Annotated in this window: 19 protein-coding genes; 5 read left to right on the forward strand and 14 right to left on the reverse strand. The window is 65.5% G+C overall.

What is annotated here, in order from left to right:
• Window positions 1-6: 6 nt before the first annotated feature.
• From EI171_RS40645 to EI171_RS40655, 3 genes are all read right to left on the reverse strand, one after another.
• Window positions 7-432: a hypothetical protein gene (locus EI171_RS40645; protein WP_011089870.1), complete on the reverse strand. Its 426-nt coding sequence runs from the start codon at window positions 430-432 to the stop codon at window positions 7-9.
• A 184-nt stretch (window positions 433-616) separates the two neighbouring features.
• Window positions 617-889 (reverse strand): DUF2312 domain-containing protein, encoded by a 273-nt coding sequence (locus EI171_RS40650; RefSeq protein ID WP_008136868.1) that lies wholly within the window; start codon window positions 887-889, stop codon window positions 617-619.
• A gap of 198 nt (window positions 890-1,087) precedes the next feature.
• Window positions 1,088-1,393: a DUF1244 domain-containing protein gene (locus tag EI171_RS40655; protein WP_028173016.1), complete on the reverse strand. Its 306-nt coding sequence runs from the start codon at window positions 1,391-1,393 to the stop codon at window positions 1,088-1,090.
• Between the two features lie 166 nt (window positions 1,394-1,559).
• Here EI171_RS40655 and EI171_RS40660 point away from each other — a divergent pair, with 166 nt between their 5' ends.
• Entirely contained in the window at window positions 1,560-2,159 is a 600-nt protein-coding gene (locus tag EI171_RS40660; RefSeq protein WP_161536546.1) for a DUF1036 domain-containing protein, read from the forward strand.
• Window positions 2,156-3,592 (forward strand): pyruvate kinase, encoded by a 1,437-nt coding sequence (gene pyk / locus EI171_RS40665; protein WP_011089873.1) that lies wholly within the window; start codon window positions 2,156-2,158, stop codon window positions 3,590-3,592. Before EI171_RS40660 ends, pyk begins: the two co-directional genes overlap by 4 nt.
• 151 nt (window positions 3,593-3,743) lie before the next feature.
• Here pyk and EI171_RS40670 read toward each other — a convergent pair whose 3' ends face one another.
• On the reverse strand, window positions 3,744-4,424 hold the full coding sequence (locus EI171_RS40670) for a TetR/AcrR family transcriptional regulator (RefSeq protein ID WP_008136878.1): 681 nt from the start codon (window positions 4,422-4,424) through the stop codon (window positions 3,744-3,746).
• Window positions 4,425-4,711: 287 nt separating this feature from the next.
• Between EI171_RS40670 and EI171_RS40675 the strand changes: the two genes are divergently transcribed.
• Window positions 4,712-6,199, forward strand: a complete 1,488-nt coding sequence (locus tag EI171_RS40675) for a hypothetical protein (RefSeq protein ID WP_202633072.1) — start codon at window positions 4,712-4,714, stop codon at window positions 6,197-6,199.
• A gap of 338 nt (window positions 6,200-6,537) precedes the next feature.
• Here EI171_RS40675 and EI171_RS40680 read toward each other — a convergent pair whose 3' ends face one another.
• Window positions 6,538-6,702: a Flp family type IVb pilin gene (locus tag EI171_RS40680; RefSeq protein ID WP_028173014.1), complete on the reverse strand. Its 165-nt coding sequence runs from the start codon at window positions 6,700-6,702 to the stop codon at window positions 6,538-6,540.
• A gap of 287 nt (window positions 6,703-6,989) precedes the next feature.
• Here EI171_RS40680 and EI171_RS40685 point away from each other — a divergent pair, with 287 nt between their 5' ends.
• Window positions 6,990-8,474, forward strand: a complete 1,485-nt coding sequence (locus EI171_RS40685; RefSeq protein WP_161536548.1) for a hypothetical protein — start codon at window positions 6,990-6,992, stop codon at window positions 8,472-8,474.
• Between the two features lie 96 nt (window positions 8,475-8,570).
• Here EI171_RS40685 and EI171_RS40690 read toward each other — a convergent pair whose 3' ends face one another.
• Window positions 8,571-8,897, reverse strand: a complete 327-nt coding sequence (locus tag EI171_RS40690) for a BA14K family protein (protein WP_028173012.1) — start codon at window positions 8,895-8,897, stop codon at window positions 8,571-8,573.
• A 255-nt stretch (window positions 8,898-9,152) separates the two neighbouring features.
• Here EI171_RS40690 and EI171_RS40695 point away from each other — a divergent pair, with 255 nt between their 5' ends.
• Entirely contained in the window at window positions 9,153-10,022 is an 870-nt protein-coding gene (locus tag EI171_RS40695; protein ID WP_161536549.1) for an alpha/beta fold hydrolase, read from the forward strand.
• Between the two features lie 94 nt (window positions 10,023-10,116).
• On the opposite strand, the gene EI171_RS40700 is transcribed toward EI171_RS40695, so the two are convergent.
• From EI171_RS40700 to tolB, 8 genes are all read right to left on the reverse strand, one after another.
• A complete protein-coding gene (locus EI171_RS40700; RefSeq protein WP_231166636.1) occupies window positions 10,117-10,506 on the reverse strand; it encodes a DUF3052 domain-containing protein in 390 nt (129 codons plus the stop codon).
• 40 nt (window positions 10,507-10,546) lie between these two features.
• Window positions 10,547-12,469 (reverse strand): ATP-dependent zinc metalloprotease FtsH, encoded by a 1,923-nt coding sequence (ftsH, locus tag EI171_RS40705; RefSeq protein ID WP_011089881.1) that lies wholly within the window; start codon window positions 12,467-12,469, stop codon window positions 10,547-10,549.
• A 242-nt stretch (window positions 12,470-12,711) separates the two neighbouring features.
• Entirely contained in the window at window positions 12,712-13,797 is a 1,086-nt protein-coding gene (gene tilS, locus EI171_RS40710) for a tRNA lysidine(34) synthetase TilS (protein WP_161536550.1), read from the reverse strand.
• 82 nt (window positions 13,798-13,879) lie between these two features.
• Entirely contained in the window at window positions 13,880-14,926 is a 1,047-nt protein-coding gene (gene ybgF / locus EI171_RS40715) for a tol-pal system protein YbgF (protein WP_028173009.1), read from the reverse strand.
• A gap of 189 nt (window positions 14,927-15,115) precedes the next feature.
• Window positions 15,116-15,604 carry a peptidoglycan-associated lipoprotein Pal gene (gene pal / locus EI171_RS40720; RefSeq protein WP_011089884.1) on the reverse strand — a complete coding sequence of 163 codons (489 nt, stop codon included), beginning with the start codon at window positions 15,602-15,604 and terminating at the stop codon, window positions 15,116-15,118.
• Window positions 15,605-15,873: 269 nt separating this feature from the next.
• A complete protein-coding gene (locus EI171_RS40725; protein ID WP_161536551.1) occupies window positions 15,874-16,599 on the reverse strand; it encodes a hypothetical protein in 726 nt (241 codons plus the stop codon).
• A gap of 181 nt (window positions 16,600-16,780) precedes the next feature.
• Window positions 16,781-19,111 (reverse strand): bifunctional diguanylate cyclase/phosphodiesterase, encoded by a 2,331-nt coding sequence (locus tag EI171_RS40730; protein WP_028173007.1) that lies wholly within the window; start codon window positions 19,109-19,111, stop codon window positions 16,781-16,783.
• A gap of 236 nt (window positions 19,112-19,347) precedes the next feature.
• Window positions 19,348-20,712, reverse strand: a complete 1,365-nt coding sequence (gene tolB / locus EI171_RS40735) for a Tol-Pal system beta propeller repeat protein TolB (protein WP_028173006.1) — start codon at window positions 20,710-20,712, stop codon at window positions 19,348-19,350.
• Between the last annotated feature and the right edge of the window lie 8 nt (window positions 20,713-20,720).

The following is a 20,720-nucleotide window of genomic DNA, read 5'->3' on the forward strand; positions in this document are numbered from 1 at the left end:
CAGCTTCTATCTCGCTTTCCTGACCCGCCGATCCAGATGATACGTCAGCGCCAGCGAGAGACAGACGGTGAGCTGCTGCTTCGGAAGCGCGCCGGATACCGGCAACAGCAACGCCCTCGTCTGCCGATACTCGAACTGATCGGGAAAGCGCTCGCGGAACGTATCGACCAGCGTCGTCCTGCAGTTGACGAGAATGGCGGCGCGATCGGAGTCCTTCACGCGCCCGAGCCGGATCGTAGAGCCGCTGCCGGTCTCATCGGTCAGATAAGCGGGTTCGCCCCATTTCAGCGTTTCGGTGAGCGGGCCGACGTCGTCATGCGCCGCAGCGGTCGCAAAGATCAGCGCACGCACCTGAAGCAGCCGCTTGCCGATCGGCGCCGGAAGAGCGTCGAAGGCACGGCTCACCTCGCGCGGTAGCGGCGGCGCAGTCACGGCGTTTCCCTCGATGGACCCACGACACTGGTGTCGTCCTGGCGAAAGCCAGGACCCATACCGCGGAATCTATCGATGAAGCGCGGTACCAATCCCGCACGACGATAATGCAACTGCCGGCCTTCGCAATAACCACGGCCTGTGGCTATGGGTCCTGGCTCTCGCCAGGACGACAGTACAGACCTCAGATCATTCCCAGCGCCTGCATGTAGGTCTCGAGAATGGTCTCGGCCTCGGCGCGCTCGTTGGGATCCTGCTTGCGCATCCGCACGATGGTGCGCAGCGCCTTGACGTCGTAGCCGTTGCCCTTGCTCTCGGCATAGACGTCACGAATGTCGTCGGAGATCGCCTTCTTCTCTTCCTCCAGCCGCTCGATGCGCTCGATGATGGATTTGAGCTGGTCCTTGGCAAATTTCGTCGCGGGCTCGTCGTCGCGAACGGCGGCGGAGGTGGCCATCTTGGTACTCCCAATGAAACTGGCAAAACGAGGTGACGCCGGCATCCGTCACCGCGCGTGCTGCCTGAACCCTTAGGGTTCGTGCCCCCCGCGTTCAAGCAAGCATCGCGCTCGTCCACAGCGCGCCCACACCTTCCTTCAGTGAGACGAAGAAAGCTGTTGTGTGGTGCGACTCAGCGCGCGCCGCGGACTGTCCGCTCAGTGCCCGTGGGGATGGACCTTCTTCATCGCCTCGATCTGCTCGGGCGTGGCCGTGCCCTGGTGCTTCGCCTTCCAGGTCTCATAGGGCATGCCGTAGACGGCCTCCCGGCTCTCGTCCTTGCTCAAGGCGACGCCCTGGGCGTCGGCTGCGTCCTTGAGCCAGTTGGACAGGCAGTTGCGGCAGAAGCCCGCCAGATTCATCAGGTCGATATTCTGGACGTCCGTCCGTTCCCGCAAATGGTCGACCAGGCGCCGGAAAGCGGCCGCTTCGAGTTCCGTTCTGGTTTTGTCGTCGATTGCCATCACTGAATCCCTTGGCTACCCCTGATGTCGTCACCCTTACGGGATCAGGTGGGGTCCTGTCACAGATTTTGCCATATCGCGGCGCAAACGGGCCCCGGGCCGCCTCTCGCGGCAGTTCCCCGGCCCTACGCCAAATCGTCAATCATCTGGTATACGTTCCGCGACAATGATCGCCGAATCTCCCCGTTCCCCGTTTCGCCTGCTCGCCCGGTTGGTCCCGGTGCTGGTGGTTGGCCTGCTGTGCCTCTGGGCCAGCCCGGCCGCCGCCGATTTCCGGCTCTGCAACAACACCTCGAGCCGGGTCGGCATTGCGCTCGGCTACAAGGACGCCGAGGGCTGGACCACAGAGGGTTGGTGGAACATCTCCTCCCGCTCCTGCGAGACCCTGCTGCGGGGAACGCTGGTCGCCCGCTACTATTACATCTACGCGATCGACTATGACCGCGGCGGCGAATGGTCGGGCCAGGCCTTCATGTGCTCGCGCGACAAGGAATTCACCATCCGCGGCACCGAGGATTGCCTGGCGCGCGGCTATGACCGCACCGGCTATTTCGAGGTCGATACCGGCGAGCAGCGCGCCTGGACGGTGCAGCTCACCGATGCCAACGAGCAGCCGTCACAGCCGCGCGTGCCTGGCATGCCCGGCCCGGTTGGCCCGGGTGGCGGCGTTCCGGGTTTGCCCAATGGCCCGCCCGGTGCTACGCCCCCGGGCTCGCCCGGCCTGCCACCGGCCGCAGCTCCCCCTCCGCCTGGGAATAAGCCATGAGGCGTCTTCGCCGTATCAAGATTCTCGCGACCCTTGGACCTGCCTCTTCGGACCTCGCGATGATCCGCCGCCTGTTCGAGGCCGGCGCCGACCTGTTCCGCATCAACATGAGCCACACCCCGCATGACAAGATGCGGGAGCTGGTGGCGACGATCCGCAATGTCGAGAGCAGCTACGGCCGGCCGATCGGCATCCTGGTCGACCTTCAGGGACCGAAGCTCAGGCTCGGCGCCTTCGCCGAAGGCTCGGTCCAGCTCCAGAACGGCCAGACCTTCACGCTCGATTCCGACAAGGCGCCGGGCGATGCCACGCGCGTCAATCTCCCTCATCCGGAGATCCTCGCCGCGCTGCGGCCCGGCCATGCGCTGCTGCTGGATGACGGCAAGGTCCGGCTGATCGCGGAGGAGACCTCGAAAGAGCACGCGGTGACGCGCGTCGTGGTCGGCGGACGGATGTCCGACCGCAAGGGCGTCAGCCTGCCCGACACCGACCTGCCGGTCTCGGCGATGACACCGAAGGACCGCGCCGACCTCGAGGCGGCGCTGGTCACCGGCGTCGACTGGATCGCGCTGTCCTTCGTGCAGCGCGCCGACGACGTGATCGAGGCCAAGAAGATGATCCGCGGCCGCGCCGCGGTCATGGCCAAGATCGAGAAGCCGCAGGCGATCGACCGCCTCGCCGACATCATCGAGGCCTCCGACGCGCTGATGGTGGCGCGCGGCGATCTCGGTGTCGAGCTGCCGCTGGAGCGCGTGCCGAGCCTCCAGAAGCAGATGACGCGCATGGCGCGCCGCGCCGGCAAGCCGGTGGTGATCGCGACCCAGATGCTGGAATCGATGATCCAGTCGCCGGTGCCGACCCGCGCCGAGGTCTCCGACGTCGCCACCGCCGTCTATGAAGGCGCCGACGCCATCATGCTGTCGGCGGAATCGGCGGCCGGCAAATTCCCGGTCGAGGCGGTCTCGACCATGAACCGCATCGGCGAAGAGGTCGAGCGCGACCCGATTTACCGGTCCGTGCTCACCGCGCAGCGCCCCGCGCCGGAATCCACCGCAGGCGACGCCATCGCGGACGCCGCCCGCCAGATCGCCGAGACGCTCGACCTGCCGGCCCTGATCTGCTGGACCAGCTCGGGCTCGACCGCGGTGCGCGTCGCGCGCGAGCGGCCGAAGCCGCCGATCGTGGCGATCACGCCGAACATCGCGGCCGGACGCCGGCTGGCGGTGGTCTGGGGCGTGCATTGCGTGGTGGCGGAAGATGCGCGCGACCAGGACGACATGGTGAGCCGCGCCGGCCAGATCGCGTTCCGCGACGGCTTCGTCCGCGCCGGCCAGCGCGTGATCATCGTCGCCGGCGTGCCGCTCGGCATTCCCGGCACCACCAACATGGTGCGCATCGCCTCCGTCGGCCCCGAGGGCGGCGCGGATATCTAGGTCCGCGGGCGCCCGGCAAGCAAAAACGTCGAAAACAACCCCATGCACAGTAGCCGGCCTGTCCGGCATGCCTGCTCGGTTTTTTCGAAAAGGCGCGCCCGGACAACGGCCTGAGCGCGATCAGGCCCTCCGTCCCGGCCGCGCCGACGATTCAGGCTCCCACCAGCGCTTTCGTGGTCGGGAGCAGCGTCTGCTGCACCACCAGGCCGCGGGCGCGGGCGTCCATGACGCCGACGGCGCGCAGCGCCAGCAGCGTCACGGTCTGCACCGCATCGCGCATCTTGACGGGATCTTCGAGATTGTCAGGCGCGAGCGGCCCGACCAGGGCCTCATGCAGCGCACCGAGCAGCGCGGTGGCGGCCAGCGCGGTGTCCTGCGCCGGCAGGTGACCGGCGCGCACGGCCGCATCGATCCGGCCTGCGATCTCGCCCGCGATCTCGCGCCGGCTGGCAAGCCGGGAGGCGCTGACATCGACATCGACCGGCTCGGCCAGGATGCCCCAGGCCAGCCTGCGCTGCGACAGGGTATGGACCGCCACCGTGGTGACGGCAGCAGCCAGCGCCGAGGACGGACCCGGCGCGGCATCGGCCGCCCGGCGGATCGCCGCGAGCTCGTCGCGGGAGACCTCGGCGATCAATTCGGAGATCAACTCGGCCTTGGAGGGGAAGTAGCGGTAGACCGTGCCGGCCGCGACATTTGCCCGGACCGCGACCGGCGCGATCTGCACCGCCGCCATCCCGCCTTCCGCCGCAGCCTCGCGCGCCGCCGCCAAGATCGCACTGCGCCGGGCCGCAAGGCGCTTAACCACTTGATGCGTCCGCCGATAAACCATGGCGCGCTTCCTGTCCCACACGCCTGCCGCACGCCCTGCGGCCGAACGCTTCGTCACTCAATCGCTGCAAATCGCCCCGCAAGGACTGAACAACTATTCAGGACGAATGACAAGGAGCAAATGAGGATACGGGCGCCACGTAACTCCGAGGCGCACGCGAGCAGGTAGTAAACGCATCCTTGCACCGCGTGGCGGCGGCGAACCGGCCCGGTTTACCCCAACTTAAAAGCGATCATGCTCAGGTGCGGATCTGCTGTTGTGCGTGGTCGTTCAACCCCGAGAGTCCAATGTCGGTTTCCGTTACAAGCAGCGTTCCCGTCCGCGGCGTTGCGCGCTGGCTCGTGCCGCTCTGCATCGGCGCCGGTGTGTACCTGTTCTTCCTCGGCGTCGGCGACATCATGCTGCGGGATTCCGATACGCTGTGGCAGATCAAGATCGGACAGTGGATTCTCGAACATCGTGCGCTGCCCACCACCGACATCTATTCGTTCACGCGCGCCGGTGAGCCCTGGATCTCCAGCTCCTGGCTGTCGCAAGTCCTGTTCGCGCTGGTTTACGAGCCGTCAAACTGGTCGGGCGTGGTTATCCTGACATCGCTCGCAATCGGAGCGACCGCGGCGATCTTCGTTCACCTGCTTGAGCCTTATCTGGAGCCGGCGCGCGCCTTTCTGCTCGTCACCCCGCTCCTCTTCATGTCGATGGGGCATTTCCTCGCGCGCCCGCACATGCTGGCCCTGCCGGTCATGGTGGCCTTTGTCGGCGGGCTGCTGGCGGCCGCCGACCGGCGCACCGCGCCCTCCTGGCTATTGCTGCCCTTGATGGCGCTATGGGCCAATCTTCACGGCGGCTTCGTCATGGGGCTGGCGCTGATCGGGGCCATCGGCCTCGATGCGCTCGCATCCGCCGATCGCAAGGATCGATTTGCGCTGGCGGCGCGCTGGGCCGTGTTCGGGCTTGCTGCGCTGGCCGCAGCCTGCTGCACGCCCTATGGCTGGAACACGCTTCTCGCATCGACGAAGATCCTCAGCCTCGGCAAGCTGCTCTCGATGATCTGGGAATGGATGCCCGCCGACTTCAGCTCGCTCGATCTTTTTGGAGCCAGCCTGCTCGGATTGATCGCCATCGGCTACTACAGCGGGCTGGTGCTGTCCTGGACCCGTATTCTTCTACTGCTCGGCCTGGTCTGGGCGGCCCTCAACCACGTCAGAAATATCGAGGCCTTTGCGTTGTTGACACCGCTGGTGCTGGCGAAGCCGTTCGCCGAGCAATTGGGCGTGACGCGAGCGGTCGCGCTGAGGGCGGCAGACGCCCGGTCCTCCTTTGCAGTGAGCGCAATCGCTGCGCTCGCGATCGTCGCGGCCGGCTGGAGCATCACGCGGTCCTATGCCCCGCCGTACCGGTATGCCTTTATCGGCAATCAGTCCCCCGCGGCCGCGGTCGACGTGCTCGAACGGCGGCACGCGCAGCGGATCTTCAGCACCGCTCCGATCGGCGGCTATCTGATCACCCGCAACATCAAGACCTTCATCGATGGCCGCGCCGAGCTGTATGGCGAGCAGTTCGTGCTCGACTACTTCGACGCTGTCGAGGGCAAGAACGTCGAGACGCTCCTGCGTCTGCTCGATACCTACCGGATCGACGCGACGCTGCTGAACCCCACGGTGCCCGCCTCGAGGATCATGGACCATCTGCCGGGCTGGAAGCGGCTCTATGCGGATGACGTCGCCGTGGTCCACGTCCGCGTCGACACACCGCTCCCCTCCCCGTCACGGTGAGCCACGAACCAAAGCGCGACGAGATTGGAGTGAATCGTCATCGCGTCTTGGCGTGTTGCTAGAGCATGAACTCTCGGGAATACCGCCGCACATTTTAGGCAAACGCGGCCCTGCGGGTCCGGATCACGCTCCAGGCCGCCAGCTCTCGCGGCCTTGCGCGGACGCTTCGCCGCGTTCTTGTGGTGGCTGGCCCCGCACCATGAGGGCCAGACACCCCGCAGCAAGACCTAAACGCGACCACGTCCGTTAACCCTCGGTCCCCGGCTGCAAAGCTCCCCGCACAAAAGAAAAGAGCCTCGTCTCGGACGAGGCTCTTTCAACTCTCAACTTGTCCGGCCTTACTTGAGGCTGGTCGAGATCGAGGTGAACTTGGTGTTCAGCGTGCTGCCGAGGTTGTTGACGACGGTGATGATCGCCAGCGCGATGCCGGCAGCGATCAGGCCGTATTCAATGGCGGTGGCGCCGGATTCATCCTTCACAAAGCGCGCAACGAGGTTCTTCATAGAGTGCTCCCAAAAAGTACACGAGGCTACAACTGGTCTGGTCTCTTCGGCTTCCCAGCGCCGCCCGACCATGGAACCGAACGTAGAGGCAAAGAATTGCGCCGCAGTTAATTCGACTGCGTAAACACTGAGCGGTTTGCGTGTATTCGTCGATGGTAAACCGAAATCTAAAACAACCCGTTAAATCATCCGGACGTGACGCCGACCCGGCCCCGATTTACCCGAAGTTATGACCGCCGTGGTCCACTGCCGCCGAACCGACAAGAACAACAGGACGACGAGGCGGAATGTCCCTTTCCTTTGCCAACAGCATCGCGATGCAGGGCCGCGCGCGAGCCCTGGTGCCGCTGTGCGTCGGTGCCGGCGCCTATCTGTTCTTCCTCTATGTCGGCGACACGCTGCTTCAGGACTCCGACTCGTTCTGGCAGATCAAGGTCGGGCAATGGATCCTCGATCACGGCGCCGTGCCCACCACGGATTTCTATTCCTTCACGCGGACCGGCGCGCCGTGGATTTCGACGTCGTGGCTGTCGCAAGTGCTGCTCGCCTTCTCCCATGCGCAATGGGACTGGGCGGGTCCCGTGATCCTCACCGCGATGGCGACCGCACTCACGGCCGCAATCTTCGTCTATCTGCTCGACGCGCAGATCGAGGCACCGCGGGCAGTGCTGTTTGCGATGCTGGCGCTGCTGCTGTCGTTGCACCACGTCCTGGCGCGCCCGCATATTCTGGCGCTGCCGGTTATGGTGGCGTGGGTCGGCCTGCTGATGGCGGCCGCCGACCGCAGGCGTGCGCCGTCCTGGTATTGGCTGCCGCTGATGGCGCTCTGGGCGAACCTGCATGGCGGCTTCGTGCTCGGCCTGGCGCTGATCGGTCCGATCTCGCTCGAGGCCGTCGAGCATGCCGAGAAGGGACAACGGCTCCGACTGTTCATGCGCTGGGTGCTGTTCGGCATCGGCGCAGTGATCGCGAGCTGCTGCACGCCGTACGGCTGGAAGACGCTGCTGGGCGCGACCAACATCCTCAGCCTCGGCGAGCTGCTGTCGCTGATCTTCGAATGGATGCCGGCGAACTTTGCCACGTTCACCTCGTTCGAAGGCGCGCTGCTCGGCCTGATCGCCTTCGGCTACTATCGCGGCCTGGTGCTCTCGGCGCCGAGGATCTTTTTGATCCTGTTCCTGACCTGGAGCGCGCTGACCCATGTCAGGAGCATCGAGGCCTTTGCCTTCCTGGTGCCGCTGGTGCTGGCGAAGCCGCTCGGCGAGTTGGTCCCGCGCCCGCAGCCGGACGCCACCGGCACCGACCGCTGGCCGGCCCACTATGTCACCGCGCTTGGCGCGCTGATGATCGTGGCCGCAGGCTGGACCTCGACCTCGCTCTACATGGGGCACCACCGCTTCACCTTCACGATGACGCAGACGCCGGTTGCCGCCGTCGACCTGCTCGAGCAGCGCAAGGTCCAGCGCATCTTCAACGCCTATCAGTTCGGCGGCTATCTGATCTCGCGCGATATCCCCGTCTACGTCGACGGCCGCGCCGAGCTCTATGGCGAGAAATTCGTGATGGACTTCTTCAAGGCGACCGAGGGCAAGAAGCCCGAGCTGCTTCCGCGCCTGCTGGATGAGTACAAGATCGACGCGACGCTATTGGTCGCCGATGCGCCCGGCCCCCAGATCCTCGATCAGCTCAAGGGCTGGAAGCGAATCTATGCCGACGACATCGCGGTGATCCATGTGCGGGACGACAGCGCGGCCGCGAAATCGTCGAAGTGAGGACGCGACTCCAGCTTCATCCCGGCAGAATCTTGCATGGAGTCCTCCGGCCATGCGGCCGGAGGTCCAATTGATCCGGTGATTTGCCGCTTTGCCTTACCTGCAGGGATGGCGGTTGCCGTCCAGACCGAGATAGGTGCCCGTCGCCGGATCGAAGGACCGGTAACGCTCGGAGCAAGAACGGGAAGCGGCGCCGTCCGCGCGAGCCATGGCGCTGTCGGCGCCTTGCGCGGGAGCCGCGCCGTCCGGCAACTCGAGGCCCAGCCGGCCCGCCGGCGTCAGCGTGCCATTCAGGTTGCGATTGGGGTTCTCCGCTTCGTACGTGTCCGGATGACTGCTCGCAAAACCGGATTGCGCGTAGGCGGTGGTTGCAGTCAGGGCCGACAACACAGCCACGGCAGCGAGGATTTTAAGTCCAGTCATAGTCGATCTCCATCATTGGCCGGTGCATCGTGCGGCCGGTGCGGCAGGAGGTGGGCCGACATGGTGTGCTGGACAAGCTCGCCGTGATGGCGGACTCGCCACTAGGCGCGATCTGGTCGTTCAAATACGGAAAGCGTCGTTTGTTCGTGGAACGCGAGGGAGGGACGAAAGCCCGCGCCCTGGTTTTTGTCTTGGAACGTGACGCCGCCACTTTGTCATGCGCTAGTGTCCGGTGGACGAACAGGAAGACGTGTCATGATGTTTCGCAAACTCCTCACCGCCCTTCTCGTCATGGTCTCGATCAATGCTGCGCATGCGGCGCCGCAATGGCTGAGCCTGCCGCCGACGCCGACCTTGCCCAAGGCGGCGCAGAGCGGCTTCGCGCCCGTCAACGGCATCAAGGTCTGGTACGCCGTGTTCGGCCGCGGGGAGCCCGTGCTGTTGCTGCATGGCGGCCTCGCCAACGCCAACTACTGGGGTCACCAGGTCCGTGCGCTGCAACGGCGCTATCAGGTCATCGTCATGGAGAGCCGCGGGCACGGGCGCAGCAGCCGCAACCAGGAGCCCTATGGCTACGATGTGATGGCCTCGGACGTGGTCGGGCTGCTCGACCATCTCAAGATCAGGAAGGCCGCGATCGTCGGCTGGAGCGACGGCGCGATCATCGGCCTCGACATCGCGATGAAGCACCCGGAGCGGGTCACCAAGCTGTTCGCTTTCGCGGCCAACTCGGATCCGTCGGGCGTTGCCGATATCGCGTCAAGCGACGTCTTCAACGCCTACATCGCCAGGGCCGGCGAGGAGTACAAGCGTCTCTCGCCGACTCCGACGGAGTACAAGAGCTTCGTCGCGGAGATTACCAAGATGTGGGAGAGCCAGCCGAAATGGACGGCGCCGGATCTCGCGGCGATCAAGGTCCCGACCTGGATCGTGGATGGCGATCACGACGAGGCGATCAAGCGCGAGAACACCGAGTTCATGGCGGCGAACATCCCGGGCGCCGGCCTGCTGATCCAGCCGGAGGTCAGTCACTTCTCGTTTCTGCAGGATCCGGAGCAGTTCAACGACGATGTGCTGCGCTTTCTCGAGCGGCGCGGCGAGAGGGCGGGAGCCGCGGCGAAGTGAAATATCGTAGGGTGGGCAAAGCGAAGCGTGCCCACGACTTCTGTCTCGCTTGCCGATAGGTGGTGGGCACGGCGCGTGCGCGCCTTTGCCCAGCCTACTTCTTCGCCGGGCGGTCCTTCACGGGGATCACGAGCTTGAGGCCGGACCAGACGTCGTCGACGGCGCAGACCTTGATGTCGACGAGGCCGTTCGCGAGCGCGGTCTCGCGCACCAGCGTTTCCGTCACGTCAGTCGCGACGCCCGAGGCCTTCTTCGGCCATGACGCCCAGATCATCCCATCAGGCGCGATCGCCTTGCGGTAGCTGCGCAGCTTGACCGCAAAGCCTTTGGCTTCGGTCGCGAAGACATGCACCATGTCGAGCGGCGCCTTGGCGGTCTTTGCGATCTTCACATCATCGGGCAATTCACCGACGACATCGCGATAGGCCGACGAAAGGCCGTCCACGAAAATACAAAAGCCCGGCTTGATGCCGAGCTTTTGCACTAACGGTTTGCCGGAATAGCCGGCCACGACGCGAGAGGCGTTACGCCTGCGGTTGCGGCTCCAGGCCCGGATCCGGATCGGGCCGCGGGCGCGACTTGCCGGCCGGGGGCACGGCGGAGGCGCGCGGCGTGGTCGGCTCGAGCACGGACTCGCGGTTCGGCTTCTTGCCCTTGAGCAGATCGACGATCTCGTCTCCGGAGAGCGTCTCGAACTCGAGCAGGCCCTTGGCCAGCGCCTCAAGATCACCGTGCTTCTCGGTGAGGATGCGGGTGGCTTCCTTGTAGCCTTCCTCGACCAGGCGCCGGATCTCGGAGTCGATCTTCTGGACGGTCGCCTCAGAAGCGTTCTGCGTGCGCGACACCGACATGCCCAGGAACACCTCGTCCTGGTTCTCGCCGTAGGAGACCGTGCCGAGCTCTTCCGAGAGGCCCCAGCGCGTCACCATCATGCGGGCGAGGCGCGTGGCCTGCTCGATGTCGGAGGCAGCACCCGAGGTCACCTTCTCGCGGCCGAAGATCAGCTCTTCGGCGACGCGGCCGCCCATCATGATGGCGAGGCGCGAGGTCATCTGCTCCAGCGACATCGACAGCTTGTCGCGCTCGGGCAGCTGCATGACCATACCCAGCGCACGGCCGCGCGGGATGATCGTCGCCTTGTGGATCGGATCGGTCGCGGGCACGTTGAGGCCGACGATGGCGTGGCCGCCCTCGTGATAGGCCGTCAAGAGCTTCTCTTCCTCGGTCATGACGAGCGACTTGCGCTCGGCGCCCATCATCACCTTGTCCTTGGCCTCCTCGAACTCGGCCTGAGTCACCATCCGCTTGTTGCGGCGGGCGGCGGTGAGCGCAGCTTCGTTGACGAGGTTCATCAGGTCGGCGCCGGAGAAGCCCGGGGTGCCGCGCGCGATGGTCTTGAGGTTGATATCCGGCGCCAGCGGCACCTTGCGAACGTGAACCTTGAGGATCTGCTCGCGGCCGACGACGTCCGGATTCGGCACCACGACCTGACGGTCGAAGCGGCCGGGACGCAGCAGCGCGGGATCGAGCACATCAGGGCGGTTGGTCGCCGCGATCAGGATCACGCCCTCGTTCGCCTCGAAGCCGTCCATCTCGACCAGCAGCTGGTTCAGCGTCTGCTCGCGCTCGTCATTGCCGCCGCCGAGACCGGCGCCACGGTGACGACCGACGGCGTCGATTTCGTCGATGAAGATGATGCAGGGGGCGTTCTTCTTGGCCTGCTCGAACATGTCGCGGACGCGGCTCGCGCCGACGCCGACGAACATCTCGACGAAGTCAGAACCCGAAATGGTGAAGAACGGCACGTTGGCTTCGCCCGCGACCGCACGCGCGATCAGGGTCTTACCGGTGCCGGGAGGGCCAACCAGCAGCACGCCGCGCGGAATGCGGCCGCCGAGGCGCTGGAACTTGCCGGGGTCGCGCAGGAATTCGACGATCTCCTGCAGGTCCTGCTTGGCTTCGTCCACGCCGGCGACGTCCTCGAAGGTGACGCGGCCATGCGCTTCAGTGAGCATCTTCGCACGCGACTTGCCGAAGCCCATCGCCTTGCCGGCGCCGCCCTGCATCTGCCGCGACAGGAAGATCCACACGCCGATCAGCGCGATGAAGGGCAGCCAGGAGACCAGCAGCGAGACGAACCAGGGCACGTTGTCGCCCGGCGGCTTCGCGGTGATCTGGACCTTGCTGTCATAGAGGCGCTTGACCAGCGTCGGGTCGTTCGGCGCATAGGTCTGGAAGCTGGAGCCGTTGGTGAAGGTGCCGTGGATATCCGGCCCCTGGATCACCACGTCGCGCACATTGCCGCGGTCAACCTCGCTCAGGAGCTGGGAGAAGGCGATGTCCTGCGAGGAGGCGCGCTGACCCGGATTTTGGAAGAGCGTGAACAACGCCAACAGCAGCAAGACAATGATGACCCAGAGGGCGAAATTGCGCAGATTGGCGTTCATCGATCTTCCTTCGTGGTCGCGCGGATCGCGGCCTGAATCCTTGGGCAGTACGAGGAAATCCCCAAGGAATCCTCTCGGTTAGACGCATACAATTTAGGTGCCGCCCCGGTCGCTGCCAAGGGAACGAGATGGGACTATTTATCCCATCTTAGGGCGATTCCCGCTGAAATAATGGCGACCTACCCGGGGTTTTTCCTGCCTGGTTAAGGTGACCTGACGGCGCTGCCTCGAAACAGCCGGTGTCATGATCCGCCTCTATCGCCCTTGCGCCGCCGGGCCGGCGCCGGCGCGATCTGGATACGCCCGCCGGCAAGGCTGATCAAGGCTCCCGCAAGGGTCTGCTTCAGGACCGGCCGGCCATTTGCGGCTGCGCGGGGAGCTGCGGCCATACCAGCAGCGATCGCCTGATCGAGCGCAGCCAGGAGGGTTTCGACCTTGCCGAGTTCCGCCGGCCCCTCGTGCCCGAGCGCGTTGATGGCCCGAAGCAGCATCCGCAGCCGGACCTCCTCCGGTAGGGTGGCGAACGCGCCGGCCTCAAAGCTTCGCATATCCGGCCCATGCGGCGCATCGTCGCGATCCCTCAAGCGAAGGAAGCGCTCGGCCCCGTCCGTCAGCACCTCCACCGCCGCATTGGCGCGCGCCAGCCTGGCTGCGAGCCGCGCCAGACTGCGGGCGTCGCCGCCCTCGGCCGCGAGCTGCGGCAACAGCGCGCGCAGCCGCGGCCGGGTGAAGGCGGTGTCGCGGTTGGTGGGATCATCGGCAAAGCCGATCTTCGCGCGCTTCAGGGTCGCGATCAGCTGCGCCTTCGGGACGTCGAGCAGCGGACGCGCCAGCACGATGCCGTCGCGCTCCGTGAGGCGCGCCATCGCCGACAGCCCGGCAAGTCCGCTGCCGCGGACGAGGCGCATCAACAGCGTCTCGGCCTGGTCGTCGCGGGTGTGGGCGGTCAGCACATGGCTCGCACCGGCGCTGCGCGCGGCCTGCACGAGCAGGCGGTAGCGGGCTTCGCGCGCGGCCGCGGGCAGTCCCGTCTTCGGCTTGGCGCCGCGCCAGCGCAGGGTCCGGTGTGGCAGGCCGAGCTCGGTAGCGAGCCGCTTCACCTCGCGCGCCTCGCGCGCCGCCTCGGCCCGCAGGCCATGATCGACGGTGACGACGGTGAGACGCGGGCCGCGCGCAAGGCTGCGCTGCCAGCGCGCGGCGAGCCACATCAGCGCGATCGAGTCGGGCCCGCCGGACACCGCGAGCACCAGTGCGGGCGCACTTTTCAACTCGGCGAAGAGCTGCTTCGCCTCGCGCGCGGAGATCGGAGAATTGTCGTCGTCTGACATGACACTGCCCAGCAATCGCCAGCGGATGGACCGACTGTTTAGCGCAGCACCATCCGCGTTGTCAGCGATCAACGCTGCGCGGTCAGCACTTCACCCGCTTCTGCTCGCGGTCGACGGCGGCTTTGACGCCGGCGGAGGCGCGCGGGTATTTGCGGCCGACCTCGCCGAAGGCGGCGCAGGCGGCCTCCTTCTCCTTCAGCGCGGCCAGCGACTGGCCGAGCCGCAGCAGCGCATCCGGCGCCTTGGCCGACTTCTCGTATTTGGTGGTGACGGCGAGGAAGGCTTCCGCGGAGTCGCGATATTGCTGGCGCTGGAAGTAGCTCTCGCCGAGCCAGTATTGCGCGTCGCCGAGCAGCGGGTCGCTCGGATATTTCTGCGCGAAGTTCTTCATGGTCTGCTCGGCGAGCGCATAGTCCTTGCGCTGCATGTAGCCGATGCCGAGATCGAACTCGTCGCGCGGCGTCGCCGACGGCGGCAGGGTGGTCAGGCCGGTGCCGGCGGCTGGCGCAGGAGAGCCCTGTTGGACCGGCGGATAGCCGGGCTGGGCTGCCGGCGGCACGCCCTGCTGATAGCGCGGGCTGGTGTTGGCGAGATCGAGCGGCTCGCCGGCGTTGCGCCCTCCGGGCGCTCCGCCAGGGACTCCCGCCGACATCGGCTGCTGGCCGCCGCCGAGCGCGCGCGGCGCGCCGGGCGCGCTCGGATTCTGGCTGGGGTCAAAGGCATCGCCACGGCGGCGCGTGCCGGGGGCACCGGGCGCCGGCTGCTCCTGAACGATCGGCGGGGGAGACGCGATCTGCGGCTGCTCGTAATTCGGCTGGGCGGGTTGCGGCTGCTGCTGGCGATAGGCCGGCGCAGCCTGCGCGGGTGGCACGGCGGCGACACTGGGCTGCACCGGCGCCTGTCCGGGCGCAGCTTGCGCACCGCCTTCGAGAGCCCGCAGGCGCTCTTCGAGCTGGCGGTTGCGGTATTGCAATTCTTCGTTCTGGCCGGTGAGCTGGCGCAGCTGGTTCTCCAGCCGCTCGATCCGCATCTCGGGGTCATCGTCCGACTGCGCGAGGACAGGCGAACACAAGGAGAGCAGCGCGGCGGTCGCCACGGTGCCGGTAAAGACCTTAAATCTGGATGACATCTTGCCCTGACGACGAAAGCGAAATGGCCTGCGACGGAACATTCGACGCGCCACACATTGAAGGGGAGTACGCCAAAAATGTGACTGGCACCACGGGGTTTCTGTCACAGATCGCTGAAACGAAACCGGCGCCCGTGAGGGCGCCGGCATAATCGAATTCTGAAGATGAACGGCGCCTGACTTGAAGCGTCAGGAGCTCGCGTTCAGCACGGTGACGGCGCGGCGGTTCTGCGACCAGCAGGAGATGTCGTTACAGACGGCCACCGGCCGCTCCTTGCCGTAGGAGATCGTGCGCATGCGGTTCGCATCGATGCCGCGCGAGGCGAGGAACGAACGCACCGATTGGGCTCTGCGGGCACCGAGCGCGATGTTGTATTCGCGGGTGCCGCGCTCGTCGGCATGACCTTCGATGGTGAAGGAGTAGCGCGGATAGGTCTGCAGCCACTGCGCCTGCTTCTCCAGGGTCACGATCGCCTGCGGGGTCAGATCGGTCTGGTCGCTTTCGAAGAACACGCGGTCACCCACGTTGACGACGAAGTCCTGCTGGCTGCCCGGCGTCGCCGCGTTGGCCATCGCATCCGCAGCAGAGTTCTTGTTGGCGCAGGCGCCCATCGACAGCGCGACGGCAAGCACCGCGGCCAGCTTCAATCCCTGGAGGATACGCATAGGATGTTTCATTCCGGAGCCTCCACGCTCGCGTTAGTCCACTGCTGTCCGGTCTACAGGGGGTTGGTTAAGCGAACGTTCCGTCAACCTTGATGGGATGTTGCCAGAGCCGGTCAAATGCCCCCCACCGGCGAAAAGCACCCGTCATGGTTAATGGGTTGTAAATGTGGCGCGAGGGTGAAAGCAAGCCGCGTTCACCGGCAAAATCGCTGGCTTTGCTTGAATTTTGGGCCTGAGCCCGGGAAATCCCGGAGCGCCTTCGTCAGGCGGCCCGCCGGGAATCAGGCGTGAGCGGCATCCGGCACCCGCAGCGCCTGCTGCGGCGCCTGGCGCTGCGCGCTACGCCCGAACAGCATCCGCCGCTCGAAGGCGGTGGACCGCATGATCGGATAACGCTCGAACACCTTCTTGCGGAAGGTCGGGAAATCCGCCGCCATCAGTCCGAACGGCTTGGTGAGACCGGGAACCAGCCTCGGCTCGGCAATGGTCTCGTGCAGAAACACCCGCCGGTAGAAGGCCTGATGCTCGGGACGCACGATCGCAAGGCCAAGATCGGCATTGAAATGCTCGCAGGCCATGTAGGCGAGCCGGGTCGTCAGATAGGGCAATTCCGGAACCCGCTTCACCTGGTCGGGATCGGCGACAAACCGGGTGGGATCGATCATGACCTCGCCGCGATCGAGTCGCGGCAGCAGGATCTCGGGAAAGACATCGGCCGAGGTCGACTGCCGCCACTCCGATGTCAGCACGCTGATGCGCACGGAGCTGCAAAGCTCGCCGTGCAGATAGACGCCGAAGGTCCACGCGTTCGGCAATTCGTCATACTGGTCGGTGACGCGCGCGTCCGCGGATTCCTTGACGGCACCTTCGCGCAGATAGGCGCGGTAGCGGAGATTGTAGATCTTCTCCTTCTCCGCGACCGTGTCGGCGAGATGATAATCGACGTCAGTCAGGAGCTCGGCGCCCCGTCCTACAGCCGAAATGATCGCTCTGGCTGAGGACTGCATTCCAACTCCTTACCCACCACCGCTCACCGCATGCGCGCGGGAACAACCTCCACGCGCGTGATGATTTATTAACAGCTTCTTAACAACGAAGCAAAGCAATCGAAGTGTTAGGGTTAATCCCCCCGTAGCACTACGGTGCCGGGCAACAGACTGAAACGACGGGAAATTCTCGGACGCGGACTTAAGCGAAGGAGCGCGAGCCGACGACCTGGAGCAGGGCTTCGTCGCGCCGTCCATGCGAGGCGTTGAGGAGCTGGCGCATCCGCACGGCGGGCACCGGGCGGCTGAACAGATAGCCCTGCGCCTCGGAGACGGTGCCGTCGGCGCTGATCAGCTCGAGCTGCTCGTTGGTCTCGATGCCCTCCACCACGACCGCCATGCCGAGGTCGGCGGACAGCCGCGCCACGCCGCGCAACAGCGTCAGCGGCCGGTCGGTGTCGATGCCTTCGAGGAAGGAGCGGTCGATCTTCACCTTCTGCATCGGGAAATTATGCAGGTAGCTGAGGCTCGAATAGCCGGTGCCGAAATCGTCGAGCGAGATGCGCACGCCGAGCGCATGCAGCTGCGAGAGGATGTCGTGGGTGAGCTGGGTGTTGCGCAGCAGCGAGGACTCGGTGATCTCGATCTCCAGCCGATGCGCCGGCAGGCCCGAGACCTCCAGCGCGTAGCGAATCTCGCTCAGCACGTCGCGCTGGTGGAATTGCTGCGGCGAGAAGTTGACGGCGACGCTGACGCCCTCGGGCCACTTCATGCATTCCATGCAGGCGCGGCGCAGGATCCAGCGGCCGAGATCGACGATCAGGCCCATGTCCTCGGCGACCGGGATGATGTCGACCGGCGAGACCGTGCCGCGCACCGGATGATTCCAGCGCAGCAGCGCCTCGCATGTGGTGATCTTGCCGGACTTGAGATTGACCAGCGGCTGGTAGAACAGCTCGAACTCCTCGTTGGCGAGCGCCTTGCGCAGGTCGAGCTCGAGGATGCGGCGGGCCTCGACGGTCGCCGCCATCTCGTCGCGGAAGAAGCAGAAGGTGCCGCGGCCGTCGGCCTTGGCGCGGTACAGCGCCATGTCGGCGTTCTTGAGCAGCGTATCGGCGCTGATGCCGTCCGGCGAGGTCAGCGCGATGCCGACGCTGGCGCCGATCTCGACCAGATGATTGTCGATGCGGTAGCGCTCGCTCAGCCGCTCGACGATGCGGCGGGCGAGGCTCGCGGCATCCTCGGGCGAGCTGATGTCCTGCTGGAACACGACGAACTCGTCGCCGCCGAAGCGGGCGACGAAATCCTCCGGCCGCAGCATCTCGCGCAGGCGGTTGGCGACCGCACATAGCAGCTGGTCGCCGCAGGGATGACCCAGCGTGTCATTGACCTGCTTGAACTGGTCGAGGTCGACGAACAGCAGCGCCGAGAGCCGTTCGGCATGGTGCGAAATCGCCAGCAGCCGCTCGATTTCGTCGCGGAAGGAGACCCGGTTGGGCAGCGCCGTGAGCTCGTCATAGCGGGCGAGATGGCTGATCCGGGCTTCCGCGTTGGTGCGTTCGGTGATGTCTTCCAGCAGCAGCACGGTGCCGCCGCCGGTCATCGGCTGGAACGTCCAGGCGAGCGAGCGGCCCCGCGCGGGATTGGGATCCGCGGTGGCGATCTCGCGGATTCGCGCGTGCTCGATCTCGGCCAGGATCTGGTTGCCGCTCTCCGCCGAGATGGAGCCTGCGGCGACGCAGGCCGACACGATATCGACGGCGGTGGCGCCGCGCTTGACCAGATCCTCGGGCAAGCTCATCAGCTCGCCGAAACGATGGTTCATCACCGCAAGGCGCCCATCGGCGCGAAACATGCACAGCCCGTGCGGCATGTTGTTGAGCGCGGTATCGAACTGGCTCGCCAGCGCGGATTCGCGGAAGCTAGAGGTCAGCGCCTTGACGAAGATCGCGTGCAGGCTGAGGTTGATGTTCTTCAGGCCGATGAAGAAGAACACGAGCAGGATCGCAAGACCGATGTGGTAGAATCCGCCATGCAGCAGCAGGGCGAGCGACATCGGACCGCAGGCGAGCGCGACGTGCCACTGGATCACCCGGGGCTGGCCGTAATTGCGGGCGGCGCCGCCGGCGGTGTAGCCGATGCCGATGGCGACACAGAGCATGTCGGCGACCGGATCCTCGTTGTTGTAGATGACGACGAAGGCCCATATGCCGAGCACCGCCGCATAGCTGAGCGCGCCGATCCAGTAACGCGGCTCCAGATGCTTGGCCTCTTCGAATGACAGTCCCTGCGTCCGGTTTTCGTATCCGCGCATCTGGAATGCGCGCGCGGTGCCGATGGCGATCAGGAGAAACGCGATCGGCCACAGCCAGACGTCGCCGGTCTTCAGCGCAGTCATCACCGCGGCCACGGCCGCGGAGGCCGAGCCCAGGAAAATCGCCCAGAAATTCTGCACCATAGAGTTGATGAGAGCGGCGTAGAGTATCGGCTCCAGCTCGTCTCGATCGCTCTGCTTCTGGTCGGCCAGTTGCATCGGCTTGTTACGCGTCCTGTTTGGAGCGTACTTTTACTCAGCCCAGGTGAAGCTTTCCTGAGGGAACATCGTTAAAGTCGGGTTGTTTTTCGGCAATAGCGAACCGATTTTCGCTGAAATATCAAGCAACTAGGCAAGCGTTGCCGAGCGCAAGGTGAAGGAAAGCTTGCCGCGCGCGCAGAACCCGAAAAAATCGGCGTGATTTTTCGAAAAGATCGCGCGTCCAAACGCGCGATCTATTGACCAGCCGTCGACGACAACAGCGGCGACCATGCCGGGTCGGAGGCGAAGCCCGGCGTCGGCACCTTCAGCTCGTTGCGGCCGGAAATGTCGACGCTGTACAGCGACGGTCCGCCGCTGCCGCCGGGATCGCGGAAGAACATCAGCACGCGGCCGTTCGGCGAGAAGGTCGGGCCCTCGTTGTGGAAGCCGGAGGTGAGCAACCGCTCGCCGCTGCCGTCCGGCTTCATGACGCCGATCGAGAACTGTCCACCGCCCTGCCTGGTGAAGGCGATGTAGTCGCCGCGCGGCGACCACACCGGCGTCGAATAGGTGGCGTTGGTGTCGTCCTTGGAGAAGGAGATGCGCTGCGCAGCTCCCCCGCCCGCGGCCATGACGTAGATCTGCGACCGGCCACCGCGATCGGACTCGAAGCAGATGCGGGTGCCGTCGGGCGAGTAAGACGGAGACGTGTCGATCGCCGGCGTGTCGGTGAGACGCGTGGTCGAGCGCGAACGCAGATCCATCACGAACAGGTTGGAGTTGCCGCCCTGCTGCAGGCTCATGATGACGCGCTGGCCGTCCGGCGAGAAGCGCGGCGCAAAGGTCATGCCGGGGAAGTTGCCGACGATCTCGCGCTGGCCGGTCTCGATGTTGAAGAGATAGACCTTCGGATCGCCCTGGCCGAACTCCATGTAGGTGATCTCTTGCGAATTCGGCGAGAAGCGCGGCGTCAGCACGAGGTCGGAGCCGCGGGTCAGATAGCGCACATTGGCGCCGTCCTGGTCCATCATGGCGAGCCGCTTGACGCGGCGCTCCTTCGGCCCGGTCTCGTCCACGAAAACCACGCGGCTGTCGAAATAGCCCTTCTCGCCGGTCATCCGCTCGTAGATCTGGTCGGAGATGATATGGGCGATGCGGCGCCAGTATTCCGGCGAGGTGAAGTATTGCTGGCCGGCAAGCTGCTGGCCGGAGACCACGTCCCAGAGGCGGAATTCGGCCTTCAGCCTTCCGTCCGGCTGCCGCGTCATGCGGCCGGTGACCAGCGCCTGGGCGTTGATGGTCTTCCAGTTCTGGAATTGCGGCGCGACGTCGATGTTGCTGATGCGCTCGATGAACGCGGCCTGGTCGATCGGCGCGAACAGGCCAGAGCGCTTCAGATTGTTGGTGATGACCTGGGTGACACCGTTGCCGACGTCGCCGTCCGACGGTGAGCCCGGCAGGAAGTTGGTGATCGCGATCGGGACCGGCTGGAATTCGGTGGGATCGATGCGGAGCCGCGGCTGGCCCTGAGCGAACGCATGTCCGCCCCCAAGCATCGCAAGTCCCGACCCGGTCAGGGTCATGAAGCGGCGGCGGGTGATCGATCGAGCGTCATTCATTGCAAAAT

The organism is Bradyrhizobium sp. LCT2 (assembly GCF_009931255.1).
GTDB classification, from domain to species: Bacteria; Pseudomonadota; Alphaproteobacteria; order Rhizobiales; family Xanthobacteraceae; genus Bradyrhizobium; species Bradyrhizobium diazoefficiens.

Bases quoted from the DNA above. Each gene is read 5' to 3' on its own strand.
- pyk (WP_011089873.1), top strand. From the start codon at position 2,156: ATGAGGCGTCTTCGCCGTATCAAGATTCTCGCGACCCTTGGACCTGCC.
- EI171_RS40730 (WP_028173007.1), bottom strand. From the start codon at position 19,111: ATGCAACTGGCCGACCAGAAGCAGAGCGATCGAGACGAGCTGGAGCCG.
- EI171_RS40685 (WP_161536548.1), top strand. From the start codon at position 6,990: ATGTCCCTTTCCTTTGCCAACAGCATCGCGATGCAGGGCCGCGCGCGA.
- EI171_RS40680 (WP_028173014.1), bottom strand. From the start codon at position 6,702: ATGAAGAACCTCGTTGCGCGCTTTGTGAAGGATGAATCCGGCGCCACC.
- EI171_RS40690 (WP_028173012.1), bottom strand. From the start codon at position 8,897: ATGACTGGACTTAAAATCCTCGCTGCCGTGGCTGTGTTGTCGGCCCTG.
- EI171_RS40660 (WP_161536546.1), top strand. From the start codon at position 1,560: ATGATCGCCGAATCTCCCCGTTCCCCGTTTCGCCTGCTCGCCCGGTTG.
- EI171_RS40695 (WP_161536549.1), top strand. From the start codon at position 9,153: ATGATGTTTCGCAAACTCCTCACCGCCCTTCTCGTCATGGTCTCGATC.
- tolB (WP_028173006.1), bottom strand. From the start codon at position 20,712: ATGAATGACGCTCGATCGATCACCCGCCGCCGCTTCATGACCCTGACC.
- EI171_RS40670 (WP_008136878.1), bottom strand. From the start codon at position 4,424: ATGGTTTATCGGCGGACGCATCAAGTGGTTAAGCGCCTTGCGGCCCGG.
- EI171_RS40725 (WP_161536551.1), bottom strand. From the start codon at position 16,599: ATGCAGTCCTCAGCCAGAGCGATCATTTCGGCTGTAGGACGGGGCGCC.
- EI171_RS40675 (WP_202633072.1), top strand. From the start codon at position 4,712: ATGTCGGTTTCCGTTACAAGCAGCGTTCCCGTCCGCGGCGTTGCGCGC.
- tilS (WP_161536550.1), bottom strand. From the start codon at position 13,797: ATGTCAGACGACGACAATTCTCCGATCTCCGCGCGCGAGGCGAAGCAG.
- EI171_RS40655 (WP_028173016.1), bottom strand. From the start codon at position 1,393: ATGGCAATCGACGACAAAACCAGAACGGAACTCGAAGCGGCCGCTTTC.
- pal (WP_011089884.1), bottom strand. From the start codon at position 15,604: ATGAAACATCCTATGCGTATCCTCCAGGGATTGAAGCTGGCCGCGGTG.
- EI171_RS40650 (WP_008136868.1), bottom strand. From the start codon at position 889: ATGGCCACCTCCGCCGCCGTTCGCGACGACGAGCCCGCGACGAAATTT.
- ftsH (WP_011089881.1), bottom strand. From the start codon at position 12,469: ATGAACGCCAATCTGCGCAATTTCGCCCTCTGGGTCATCATTGTCTTG.
- ybgF (WP_028173009.1), bottom strand. From the start codon at position 14,926: ATGTCATCCAGATTTAAGGTCTTTACCGGCACCGTGGCGACCGCCGCG.